9 protein-coding genes are annotated in these 13,167 nt (G+C 46.1%); 6 read left to right on the plus strand and 3 right to left on the minus strand.

All coding sequences use genetic code 11. The annotated features are described in order from the left end of the window. Positions 1-246 precede the first annotated feature (246 nt). On the plus strand, positions 247-2,085 hold the full coding sequence (locus FKP33_RS05135; RefSeq protein ID WP_127607694.1) for a sigma-54-dependent Fis family transcriptional regulator: 1,839 nt from the start codon (positions 247-249) through the stop codon (positions 2,083-2,085). 43 nt (positions 2,086-2,128) lie between these two features. Here the strand turns inward: FKP33_RS05135 and FKP33_RS05140 are convergent, their stop codons facing one another. Then, entirely contained in the window at positions 2,129-2,974 is an 846-nt protein-coding gene (locus FKP33_RS05140; RefSeq protein WP_164751806.1) for an AraC family transcriptional regulator, read from the minus strand. Positions 2,975-3,175: 201 nt separating this feature from the next. Between FKP33_RS05140 and FKP33_RS05145 the strand changes: the two genes are divergently transcribed. Beyond that, a complete protein-coding gene (locus tag FKP33_RS05145; RefSeq protein WP_236595707.1) occupies positions 3,176-5,047 on the plus strand; it encodes a beta-L-arabinofuranosidase domain-containing protein in 1,872 nt (623 codons plus the stop codon). 77 nt (positions 5,048-5,124) lie between these two features. Here FKP33_RS05145 and FKP33_RS05150 read toward each other — a convergent pair whose 3' ends face one another. Then, positions 5,125-5,985: a helix-turn-helix transcriptional regulator gene (locus FKP33_RS05150; RefSeq protein WP_127607698.1), complete on the minus strand. Its 861-nt coding sequence runs from the start codon at positions 5,983-5,985 to the stop codon at positions 5,125-5,127. Positions 5,986-6,600: 615 nt separating this feature from the next. On the opposite strand from FKP33_RS05150, the gene FKP33_RS05155 reads away from it, so the two are divergent. From FKP33_RS05155 to FKP33_RS05170, 4 genes are all read left to right on the plus strand, one after another. After that, a complete protein-coding gene (locus tag FKP33_RS05155; RefSeq protein WP_164751807.1) occupies positions 6,601-7,911 on the plus strand; it encodes an ABC transporter substrate-binding protein in 1,311 nt (436 codons plus the stop codon). 55 nt (positions 7,912-7,966) lie between these two features. Beyond that, entirely contained in the window at positions 7,967-8,842 is an 876-nt protein-coding gene (locus FKP33_RS05160; RefSeq protein WP_127607701.1) for a carbohydrate ABC transporter permease, read from the plus strand. A 213-nt stretch (positions 8,843-9,055) separates the two neighbouring features. Beyond that, complete coding sequence (locus FKP33_RS05165) at positions 9,056-9,706, plus strand: carbohydrate ABC transporter permease (RefSeq protein ID WP_236595706.1); 651 nt, start codon at positions 9,056-9,058, stop codon at positions 9,704-9,706. A 35-nt stretch (positions 9,707-9,741) separates the two neighbouring features. Next, a complete protein-coding gene (locus FKP33_RS05170) occupies positions 9,742-11,379 on the plus strand; it encodes an alpha-amylase family protein (protein ID WP_127607705.1) in 1,638 nt (545 codons plus the stop codon). A 230-nt stretch (positions 11,380-11,609) separates the two neighbouring features. Here the strand turns inward: FKP33_RS05170 and FKP33_RS05175 are convergent, their stop codons facing one another. Continuing rightward, positions 11,610-12,680 (minus strand): helicase-related protein, encoded by a 1,071-nt coding sequence (locus FKP33_RS05175; protein WP_483874529.1) that lies wholly within the window; start codon positions 12,678-12,680, stop codon positions 11,610-11,612. Between the last annotated feature and the right edge of the window lie 487 nt (positions 12,681-13,167).

The following is a 13,167-nucleotide window of genomic DNA, read 5'->3' on the forward strand; positions in this document are numbered from 1 at the left end:
ATTTCGATATAATGGATGTAATTTCTCATTCGTTTTGCCTATCTGAAATCATTATATTTTTCGAAGTTTCATAATACAACACGCTAAGAAGAGAGATGTGATGCAAAATATAGCATAGTGTACTAAAATTTTATTGAAATTAAACATTAGTGACCTCCAATGGTTATGTACAAATATAAAAGGTTGTAATATATACTTATCCAGTAAAAATGCCGGCTTTAGAAATAAACAAAGGAGATACCATATATGTTTAAGTGTTTTGTCATAGCACCGTATGAGGGCTTTAAAGAGATGATTCTTAATATAAGAGAAAACTACCCTTTTAGAATCGATGTAGAGATTGGGAATATCCGAAGGGGTGAGGAGCTTCTTAATCATGTAGAGTATCACGGGTATGATGTCGTCATTTGCCGAGGAGCAACCTTTGAGTTATTTAAGAAGCATAGTCAAATTCCAGTTATTGAGATAGAAATTACAAGCTATGACATACTCCGCACGCTTACGATACTTAAAGGATTTAAAGGTAAAATGGGGATGATCGGTTCCGCCAACGTGCTCCAAAATGTCAAACTGATAACGGAGTTATTGGAAATAGAGGTGCTGGCGCAAACAATTGAGACTTTCGAACAATTTGAGCAAGCGGTCATGGAGGCCATTAGGCAGGGGGTTGAAGTTATTATCGGAGATGCGCTTACGGCTTCTCTGGCCGAGTCCAAAGGGATCCAAACCGTCATGATCGCATCAGGCAAGGAAGCTATTGATGGTGCCTTAAAAAAAGTTACGGACCTGTATTATTTCTATAATCAGATCGAGGATGGAAATATCAGGTTCTCATCCTTGCTGGATAAGTTAAATCAAGGGATATTTATCATTGATTCCAATAACCGTATCATCCTGATTAATAATAAAACGGAGGAATTACTTAATCTACCTAAAGAATCAATCACCCAATTAACATGGAAAGAGTGGCTAGAAAAATGGCAGTTGGACGACTTAGCCGGGCTCACGAGCCGGAAGCATCGTTTAATAAATTGGAATCAAAAATGGCTTATCCTTCAAAAATGCCCATCCTCAAAGGATGAACTTATTTTTACCTTGCAAGAGACAGAGCAAATTTTAGATCTCGAGCGAATACTGAGACGAAAGCTAAACGGTGACACCTTATTGCCGGAAGGAAAAGTAACCCTTAAACAGGTCATGAAAAAGCTGAGAGTAGCCGAGGGGGATTTGAGTAACTTAGAAGCGTGGGATCGGGCTTGCAAACCCGTTCTTATTTGTGGAGAGGCAGGCACCAATAAAGGCGTACTCGCAAAGGCTTTATATCATAACTCCCAATTTAATCGAGGCCCTTTTATTGCTTTTGACGAGCATCTCGTATCGCCACCTGAAGTAGTGGTTAACCGCCTTTTCGGGACAGAGAATCAGCAAACGGAAGGGTTAATTGAAAAGGCCCGCGAAGGAATGCTTTACATTAAAGAAATAGGTAAATTACCACTCACAGCTCAGTCGAAATTAAGCGAAATATTGCTAAATCAATCGTCCCGTTTCCGATTGGTGACTTCGAGCTCCATCGATTTACTTTCGGAAGTGCACGCTAACCGATTCCATATGGAGCTTTACTACCAATTGCGGCCGCAATGTATCTCGATTCCCTCTCTGCGCGAACGGATTGAAGACCTGGATGACATCATTCGTTGGTATCTTGCAGAAGTTAGCATGACGATAAACAAGCAAGTCATAGGCTTTAAGCCGGATGTTCTTAAAAAATTAAAGTCTTATCATTGGCCCGGTAACCTGACGGAGCTAAAACACGTCCTGTGCGAATTAATTGAAAGGGCGAATTCGATGTTCGTTACAATGGAAATTGCGAAGCCCATTCTTGATAAGCAATTCTCGATAAATCCTAGAAACCAGCTTGTCCCTGATTTAACTAAAGATATGACCCTGGAGGAAATTGAAAGACACATTATTCTCATGGTACTCGAGCAAGAGGAGTACAATCAGTCCAGAACTGCAAAACGGTTAGGCATTAACCGCGCTACTCTGTACAGAAAAATAAAAGAGCATCTACAAGGACAGACATAACGGGATGTCCCAAACTCCTTCATTCGCCTGATCGTTATTAATATCAATCAGGTGTCCACATTCGCTTGCGGTAATCTCGCGGACTGGTACCCGTAGTCCTACGAAAGCATTTGCTGAAAAAAGAAAAGGTCTCAAATCCGGATTCCTCGGCAATTCGCCCGATTGGCAGATCCGTATTCATAAGCATCCGCTTCGCCTGTTCAATACGGTATCTTGTGATGTACTCCAACGGAGTACAGTCGTACACCATTTTCATGCAGCGAGTGATGTACATCGGATGAAAGCGTAGGCTCGTTCCAAGCAGTTCGTTGCGAAACGGCTCACGGTAATGCATCCGCAAGTAGGTGACGGTTTGTTCGGCAATGCGGTAAACGGAAGACGTATGGCTGTCCGACTTGTCCTGACCCAACGCCAGAAGCAGCTGCTGGAAAGCAATCTGATGCTTCCACTGCACACTGGAACGACGCACCATGCCAAGTAACGACTCCAGCTGCTGATAAACACTGCTGTCTAGTGACAGTCGGCCAAAGCGGGGGATGAATGCAACGAACTGCGATTCTTCCGGGAAGGGCTGCGGAATAGCGGCCCCCTCTGGAACCTCTGACCATTCACCCATCGGTTGAAAATGCAGCCAGTGAAAATGGGTTTCCTCCTCACAGCCTTGTGTCGCATAATGGTATCGATCCGGGCGAAGCAGCAGGAAGGTACCGGCCTCTAAACGCCACTGGCGTTCTTCTTCTCCAATATATAAGCAACCGCGAGTTACCACGAGCAAATCAAACACGCCAATGGAATGACGGCTGGGATGTCGCTGTCCCCTTTCATACACATCTTCTCCACAAATTAGAAAGTGCGGCAAAGGCGGACATACCAATTGAAATGAGTTCATGTGAGCAGGCCCCTTCTTCATCGGAACGTTAGCATTATTCTACTTCGCCCCTCATCGTAACCTTTATTATCTTGATTGTAAATCCAGCTCGTTGGTTTAAATCGGACTAAAAATAGTTGGGAATGTAGTTTTTTGACACTCCTAGCATCCACTACAATGTGGGGGGACATGATTTCAATATTCTTGGGAGGATGGGATGGCATGATGTTAAAACAACCGATTTTTACCCCTTTGCCGCTGGGGAGTATCAAACCATCTGGGTGGATTCGCAACCAATTGAACATACAGGCAGATGGACTAACTGGACATTTGGAGGAGCATTGGGAAGACGTCGGTTCAGACAATGGATGGTTGGGCGGCAAAGGAGAAAGCTGGGAGCGTGGTCCTTACTATGTAGACGGGCTTCTTCCGCTCGCCTACTTACTGGAAGATGAGACACTCATCCGCAAAGCCATGAAGTGGGTGGAATGGGCGTTATCCAGTCAAAGGGAAGACGGCATGTTTGGCCCCAATCACATCACGACCGTTAATAATGATGTGAATAAACGACATGACTGGTGGCATTTTACCATTATGCTGAAGGTACTGACCCAGCATCAAGAAGCCAGCGGTGATGAGCGGGTCATTCCATTCTTAACGCGGTTTTTCCGGTATCTTGACGGGGTGATCGAGCAGATGCCTCTAGAGGGTTGGGCACAAGCACGCGGAGCAGATTTGATGCTGTCCATACTCTGGTTGCATCAACGGACAAATGAAGAGTTCCTGCTTCAGATTGCAGATAAAATAAGAAAGCAAACGTTGGATTGGCCAGGCATCTTCAATGACTTCCCATTTTGGCGAAAATATGAAGGGAAGTTCGATCATCGCACACATGTAGTGAATGTGGCTATGGCACTGAAAACGCCGGCGTTGTTCTATCGGTTGACCGGACAGGAGGAACACCGGGAGGCTGTGTACAGAGGACTGGAAAGCCTAATGAAGTATCATGGGCAAGCCCACGGGATGTTCTCCGGCGATGAGTGGTTATCCGGTACCCATCCAAGCCAGGGGGTCGAACTATGCGCCGTGGTTGAGTACATGTTCAGCTTGGAGCATGTTGCCAGCATCCTTGGGGACGGGAGATTCGGAGACACCTTGGAGAAAGTTGCCTATAACGCTCTGCCGGCTACGATCTCGGCGGATTGGACTTCACATCAATACGATCAGCAGGTGAATCAGGTTGTGTGTAATGTGGCCAAACGTAACTGGGTGAATCGGGATGATGCCAATACGTTCGGACTAGCCCCGAATTTCGGATGCTGCACAGCAAATATGCATCAAGGCTGGCCCAAGCTTGTGTCTCATCTTTGGATGTCCACACAGGATGGCGGGATTGCTGCTGTTGCTTACGCACCGTGCTTCGTTCGTACAACGACGGGTAGCGGCAAGCAAATCACTGCTGAGGTGATCACCGATTATCCCTTTAAAGAAAGCATTCACATCCGGCTTTCGCTGCAGGGCAGCGAGACATTCCCGCTTTACCTGCGGGTTCCAGCTTGGTGCCAAGGTGCCGTCCTGAAGATCAACGGAAGCAGTCAAACGTTCACCACGAAGGATGGTTATGCACGCATCGAACGCGAATGGGGTGACGGCGACGAGATTGACTTGTCGCTTCCGATGGAAGTAAAGCAATCTCGCCGCAGCAACTTCGCGGCAAGCGTGGAAAGAGGGCCTTTGGTGTACGTGCTGCCTATTACCGAAAGCTGGACTTGCATGCGCAACCGGGAACGTTTCAGTGATTGGGAGGTATATCCAGCTTCTCCTTGGAAATACGGTCTAATTGACGGGACGGACACACGTATCACCATCAGTGAAGATGAAATACCTTATCAACCCTATCAGGCATCCAATGCCCCGGTGCGCGTAATACTAAAAGGACAACTGCTGCCCAATTGGGGCTTTGACATGCATTCCGCGGCAACGCCGCCGATGCAGCCAAAGCTGGATCCGACGCAGCCAGTCGTAGATCTGGAGTTGGTCCCTTATGGCAGTGCCCGTTTACGTATTGGTGAATTCCCGGTAGTGCAAAAGTAACGCGAACACAATAATTACTATACAAAAATCCGCAAGCTCGACCTCGGTCGATGCTTGCGGATTTTTTGAGTTATTCTCTAATTTCCGCCTTTATATCTGAATTGCTGTCTAAATTTGTGGGGGGTAATTTTTTCGGCTTTGCAAAAGCATTTCGTGAAGTAGGAGCTGCTGTGAAAGCCGACTTCCTCGGCAATGCGCCCAATCGGTAAATCGGTATTAAGCAGTAAAATTTTCGATTGGTCGAGCCGAACAATCGTTAAATATTCCACAGGTGTGCAACCGTACACTTTTTTCATACAGCGCGTGATGTAGGAGGGATGAAAGTTAAAAATTTTCCCGAGCTGTTCGTAAGTAATTTGCTCTGGGGAATTTTGCCGTAAATATCGGGCCGTATCATCGGCCAATCTACTGACGGCGGAGGATAAAGGCTCTTGTTCAATATGAAGATCAAAGAACAGCTTTTGAAAAATGGTTTGCTCTTCCCAACGGGACGAATAAGCAGGCTGGCCCTTTAATGTGAGTAGATTGCGTATTTGCTCGTAAGCATTGGTCGGATTTAGCAATTTCCAATATCGGGGTATCGAAACATTAAAAGAAAGCATGAAATGGCTTTGCACACCTAAGAAGCCGCGATTCTGCTCTTGTATTTCGATCCATTTGCCGATGCTTTGAAAATGAAGCCAATAAAAATGGGTTTCTTCATCACATGGATTCAACTGAAAATGATAACCATCGGGCCGCAAAATTAGACATTCACCCGGTCCCGTCCTCCACTGTGTATCACTTTCCATCATCAGTAGGCTTCCACGAGTGACGAAAATCATATCGAACACACCGATGTTTGAACGTTCGGCATGGCTTCTTCCAATCGCATAAGTAGCTTCCCCACAAGCGACGAAATGAGGTAACGGTGGTGATTCAAAATGGAAATAACTCAAGTCTATCACCTAAATTATATTGTGTCATATTGTGCTAAAATTGGGTCAACATTATACTGTTTCACATTCACTATTATTAATATACTTGAAATTGTTAGCATTAGTAAACTAAGGAGCAGAATCAAAGGGGGGAGTTATCGTTAGTTTTCCTCATTTTAGGAGTGTAAACGCTAACCTTGTAGTTATCGAGCTGAAAAGGGTGTGTCAGTTTTTACCGAAGATAATAAGTTGAAATTTGTAAATCGTCTTCTTATATAAAACTCGGATTATCGTATTGATGTTTTTGGAGTGCAATGGTAGTATCAGCCTATTATCAAAAACTGATACCATATCGAGTCGGAGAGTGCATCTCCGCTTCTAAATATGTACAATGTGCAAGAACTGTGGTAAAACGTCCTTTAAGATATTGCTTGATATGAGCGGTAAGAGATTCGCACACAAGAAAATACGATCTTCGATATACTTGAGAACTGCAATAAGGAGACGCTCTTAAAGTACTTATGTAAGCGGTTGCTAATCGAATCGGCAGGGATGTAATTGAAGCGGGGAGCTTTTAGATCCTTTTCAACAAGCAAATCCAAATGCCCAAAAGATATATCAATGGAGGTTTTATGTATGCAAAAAAAACTAGTGAATGCAGCACTGCTTGCCAGCTTGTTCGTACTCGCTTTGACCGGTTGCTCCGGACAACCGGCCGCAACGAATGGTGGGGCAAAGGCGAATGACGGAGCGAAAGCTGCTCCGGATTCAGGTGGAGCCAAAAAAGTCGTAACGATGTGGACTCGTGAGAATGGCGCCCGGTTATTAGAAGCAGCAGTTAAAAAATACAACGAGGAAAATAAAAGCGTAGAAATCAAAGTCACATCGATTCCTACCGAGAGCTTTAATCAGCAATTTACCGCTGCGTTATCGTCCAATTCGGTTCCGGATATCGTATCCGTGGATCTTGTTCTGGCTCCCTATTACTCATCAATTGGTGCGTTCAAAGATATCACACAGCAGTATAATGGTCTAAGCTTTAAGGACCAGCTTAGCAAGAGTATGCTGAACCAGGGACAGAAGGATGGCAAACAGTTCGCTTTACCGTTTAACGCAGACGTCTCTGCTTTTATTTACAACAAGGCACATTTCCGGGATGCAGGACTTGATCCGGAAAAACCGCCGGTTACCTGGAAGGAGCTTCAAGAGTACTCGAAAAAATTAACGAATAAAGACCGTTTTGGATACGTGTATGGCGGTGGTACTGCCGGTACACTCATGTTTACTTTCATGCCTTACGTTTGGGGCAACGGTGGGGAGTTCCTCAACAAAGATGGTACCAAGGCGATGGTGAATTCGTCTCAAGCGATCGAAGCGCTGCAATTTTTATCGGACCTTACCAATAAGGATAAAGTGGTTCCTCCTGGATCGCCGACCTATACGTCCCAACAAGCCTTTGACGCCTTCACGTCTGGCAAGGCGAGCATGATGGTCAATGGTAACTTCCGAGTGTCTGATTTGAATCTGAAGTTTTCCAATATCGAGTACGGTGTCGGAATGATCCCGAAAAATGAGGGCAAAGGCCACGCTTCCTTCGGTGGAGGAGAGCTTATCGCAATCACGTCCGGTTCAAAACAGCTGCCAGAAGCGTGGAAATTTATCGAGTTCGCGTTGTCCAAAGAAGTTCAGGTCGAGACGTTCGCGAAAAATGGATCTATTCCGGTACGCAAGGACTTCTACAACAATCCTTATTTCGATAAAGAACCGAAGTATAAGATGTTCGCACAGTCACTTGATGTGGCGGTAACGCCTTTTACCACGAAGTACAATGAACTATATGATCCGATTCTCAGTAACGTTCAATCGGCGCTTCTAGGTAAAACACCAGCTAAAGATGCGTTCACGAAAGCCGCTGCAGACATGGACGCCATCCTGCAAAAGAAATAAAACATAATGCAACGGAATGGGGAGAGACCTCCCCTTTCCTTGCAGTGGAGGACACATGACTAAAATCCGCATCAAACCAGTCCATCTGCTATTCGTACTTCCTGCTGTTTTGTTGAATCTGATCTTTTTTATTTATCCACTAATCCGTTCCCTCATCATGTCCTTTTATAACTGGCCGGTGCTGGGGGAAAAAACGTTTATTGGTTTGGATAATTACATCGATTTGTTCAAGGATAAAACTTACTGGAGTACCTTATGGTTCACCCTGAAGTATACGCTTATGGTAACTCCGCTCATCTTTATTGTTGCTTTTGGCCTAGCGCTCCTTATAAATAAACGATTGCCGGGAATTATCTTCTTTCGTTCCGTTTATTTCACACCCGTCGTGATTTCTATGGTGTCCTCCAGCTTGGTTTGGCTATGGATATACAATGACTTATATGGTCTGCTGAACTACTATTTGCTGGAGTGGGGCTTGATTCAGCAGCCTATTGTTTGGATGGGCGATGCAAGCACATCGTTGCCGGCTATCGTGCTTATGATCGCATGGAAAACCTCGGGCTTTACGATGATCATATTGCTCGCTGGACTGCAATCTATACCTCAGGACATTTATGAGGCTGCTAATGTGGACGGCGCACGCCGCTGGCAAGTGCTTCGGTATATTACCCTTCCCTTGCTGCGTCCTTCGTTCGCCTTAGCTTTGATATTATCGGTAATCGGTTCGGTGCTTGCTTTCGAGCAGTTTGTTATCATGACTCAAGGCGGGCCTTCTAACACGACGACAACCGTCGTTCACTTGATTTATAAAACGTCATTCAAATATTTCCATCTGGGATATGGCTCGGTGATGACCTTCGTTCTGCTCTTTATCCTAATTATATTAAGTTTAATTCAAATGCGTATACTGAGGAATCCGGTAAATTATTAAAGGTGGGACTTTATGGCTTTGATTCGTTTTCTCGATACATTGAAGCGGCACAAATTCAAATACTTATTCAATATCGTACTTTCTGTCTTATTTCTTCTTCCGTTCGCGTGGACGCTAAGCACATCGCTGAAGAAGTCAAAGGAAATTATTAAAACTCCTCCGGAATGGATCCCGTCCTCGATCACCTTTGAGCATTATCAGGAAATCTGGGGCATGAACAACGGCTTGTTTCAAACGTATTTGTTCAACACAATCGTACTGACAATCATTTCAGTGTTGCTCATCGTTTTGGTTGGTGGGCTCGCAGGGTATGGGTTTTCCAAGCTTGAGATCCCTTTCAGCAAAATATTTCTTTTGTTGATTCTAATAGCGCTCATGATTCCGTTTCAGACGCTGTTAATTCCGCTGTTTTCCATAATGAAGAGCCTCAATCTGCTAAATACCTATCTTGCTCTCATTATCATTTATGTCACCTTCCATCTTCCGGTGGCGGTATTTATGATGCTTAATTCGTTCGACGCTGTGCCGGACGCCATACGTGAATCCGCATTGATCGACGGGGCAGGGGAATTCCAAATCTTTTTTAAGCTGATGATTCCACTCGCTTGGCCGGGGCTTGCAACGGTAGCGATACATTCTGCCTACACAACATGGAACGATTATATTGTCGCGCTGGTATTCACGACAACGGATGATATGCGAACCCTGAACATAGGGTTGACGAATATGGCTATTGGCCAGTACGGCAACGATTGGGGACTGCTAACTTCAGGTTCCATCATCAACTTTTTGCCAATGATCATTTTGTTTGTGTTTCTCCAGCGGTTTTTCATCAGCGGCCTAACGAACGGTGCTGTCAAGTAAAAAGCTGCCATTTAATATTGAGGGGATGACAATAATTGCAATTTTTTAGTTTTGATTTCAGAGATCCGATTTACAATTTCGACGGATGGAAACTTAGTTTTCAAATTATTACACTCGAAAACACTTATGGCTTAAATCCAGAAAAAACACAGTTTACGCAAGAGGACGGCTCTTGGAAGCTGGTTTGTGAGGAGCTAAGCTTCGCCGGTCAGCAGCAGCAGAAACCAGGCCGCTTCACACTCCAAGCGGTTACTAATGATCAAGGGCAGTTGGTGTTAAAAATATCGGCAGAGGCCTCTCATAAAATCCGTTGTGTGAAGGTGCTTGTGCGTGAATTGGATGCCATAGCGGTGTACAATGCAAGCACCGAAAAAGAAGATGTCGTGGGTGCTGCTGGGGATATTTATCATTACCCGTATAATTGGATTCATCGTGAGAATAACTTGAAGATTCCTGCATTTTTTGTGCGTGAGATCGATAAGGATGGCTGCTTGGCGTTTCAATGCCAAGATCATAAAGTGAGGGACAAGCGGTTTGCGGTTTATCCAGAAAAAATGGGTGCAAACACAGGTACCTATACGGTCGAATTGATTCACGAAGAGTCCGCAAGCAAATTTGACGATAAAATCGACGTTCCAGCCTGGGTGCTTGGCCGCAATGTAGAGCCAACAGCATTCCTCAACCAATATCTTGAGTTTGCCGAGTCTCCAAACGGTATCGGCTTAATACCTTGGAAGGACAGAACCGATATGCCGTCCTGGGCGAAGCAAATCTCGCTTTGTCTCACGCTGCATGGAATGCATTGGTCCGGTTACATATTCAACACATACGATCAAATGCTGGAGATTATCCGCTATGCCGCAGAGCGTACAGATGGCAAAAATATTTTGGCCTATTTACCAGGTTGGGAAGGTCGGTATTACTGGCAATACGGGGATTATCGTCCGGATCCGCTCCTTGGTGGGGAGGAAGGATTCCAGCGTTTATGCGAGGAATCACGAAAGCTGGGGGTCCATATCATGCCGATGTTCGGGGCCAACTGCGTGAATGCTTGGTTCTCTAATTTCCCGCAGTACGGGACAGATGCCAATATGAAAACGGCTTCGCGAAACCAATATCATGGCAACGTACCGGATTGGGATTTGAGCCGATCTCACGATACCGGATGGCAGGCTTGGCTCAATCCGGGAGCTCCCTCCTGGCAAACAGAGTTGACTCGGCAGGTCACTCGTCTGATGGATCGATATGGCTTCGATTCCGTCTTCCTGGATACCGCCCATCACTGGGTGAACGATCCGGATTTCGATGTATGTCAGGGACTCAAGGGCTTGAAAAATGCAATTGTGAAGGATAGACCGGATGTCTTGGTCACCGCCGAGAATTGGTACGACGGCTTGCTTACAATATTCCCCACGTTCCAAAGTCGACCATTTCTGAAAAACCCTAGCTGGGTAGGGCGATACGCGAGAATGGTCGCCCATCTGCTCGAAGCCGAACCAAGCCGGGGCAGCACTGGGGTGCATGAACTGGGATACTGCCAGTACGAGCCGAGGCAGCTTAAGGAAGAATATATTCCGACGATTGCCTTCGTCGACGGTACGTTCGAACAAGCTAAGGCTGAATTTGATAAGGTCATAGACATGGCAAATCACTACAAAAGGATGTTCTTGTAATTTATTAAGTAACAAGGTAAGGCTACCGCTGCACAAACGAAGATATGATGATCATTGAGAGACTTCTAGCAGAAGAGGTAGCAGGTAGGATTTCTTCAATGTAAAAGGTTATAAGACGCATAAATGAAAAAATGCGTGGTATTCTATTCCATATGAGAGGGGGTTGTGGTATATTTAACTAAGAATCTTGTTTTAACCTTACGTGAAGTCAAATGCCCTAGTGGCGGAATTTATGAGAACAGGTGTAGTCTGCTTGTTTCCAAGGATTCCCTCTGCTGGGGCTTTTTTTTTGCGTAGGAAATCATATGCGAGGGAGGAGATTCTATTGGATCAAAAGGGTACTCAGCGCGCAAGTAGGTAATCGAACGGTTATCTATGCTGCAGCAAATGTAATCCCATATTGAATGAACAAGGAGCGGGTCTTGATTGCCGGTTCTATTTTTTTTATGTCTAGGAGGAATGCCAGATGGCAAAACGTTTGATAAAGAATACATGCGAGAAATGCCCCCTGATGAGAAAAAAACGCGGTAGCTGCCGATTTCCTGCGGATCGAGCGAAGTCATGCCTTTGCAAGCGTCCATCAAAGCCGCGCCTGCTGCCGTTCGCTCCGTATAGGTAAAATCCTTGATAACCATTCCGGGAAACTTCGATTCCTCCGATTCCTCCTGTACATTCGCTTTGGATCGTAAAAACAAAGCGGCATCCTGCTCATAGCCGACAATCCGTTCCTCCGTGGACTTGATTTGCTGCGGCAACATTTTGAGCAGCCGATCCTCCAGCGCGTAGCGTTGGCTCAAGTGGTTCGCTTTAAGCAGCTTGAGTTTCGACACTTGAATGTCCAAGTCCATCTTCTCCTTGATGTACGGATTGCCGGTCGCCAGCGCCTTGACCTCGGCATAAGAGAGGGCCGTCTCGTCAATGTCCTCGGCGGAACGCACCGGCGACTTGCTGGTCATGATTTGCGAAATGAAGCGTTGCTTGTTCTCCAGCGTCTGATAAAGATAAGCGTCCAACGTGTTCTCGGTGACGTAGCGAAAAATGTGCACATCGCTGTTTTGATTCCCCTGCCGGATAATGCGTCCGCTGCGTTGCTCCAGGTCCCTTGGACGCCACGGGCAATCCAGATCGTGAAGTGCAATCAGCTTCGTTTGCACGTTCGTGCCCGCCCCCATCTTAAACGTCGATCCGAGCAGTATCCGAACTTGGCCGCTGCGTACTTTGGCGAACAGTTCCTTTTTCTTGACTTCGGTATTGGCGTCGTGAATGTAGGCGATTTCCTCAGCAGGAACACCTTTTTCCATTCCATCAGCTTGCGCCGCAGCTCGTCGTAGACGTTGAAGGAACCATCCTGTTTGGGGATGGATAGATCGCAGAACACCAACTGAGTCAACCGCTGCTCCTGATGTTCCTCCCAATACCGGTAGACATTGTCCGCGCAGGCGCTGACTTTGCTGCCTTCATCGTCAGGGAGCATCGGATTGGCCAGCCGCTGATCGAGCGCGAGTTTGCGTCCGTCGTTGGTGATCGTCAGCATATTGTCTTCGTGCGGCTCCACTTCCTTCGCCCGCACCCGTTCGGCGCGGCGGGCAAGATCCGCAACCATATCGCGCTGAAAGTCGCTTGGCGGCACAGCAACATTGTGGAAATGAGCTTTCGGCACGGGAAGCTGAAGCATGTCCGCCGTCTGGATGTCGGCCACTTCCTTGAACATATTCATCAGTTCCGGCAAATTGTAAAAACGGGCAAACCGGGTTTTCGCCCGATAGCCCGTTCCTTCCGGTGCAGTTT

The organism is Paenibacillus sp. tmac-D7 (assembly GCF_006519665.1).
Lineage (GTDB): Bacteria > Bacillota > Bacilli > Paenibacillales > NBRC-103111 > Paenibacillus_G > Paenibacillus_G validus.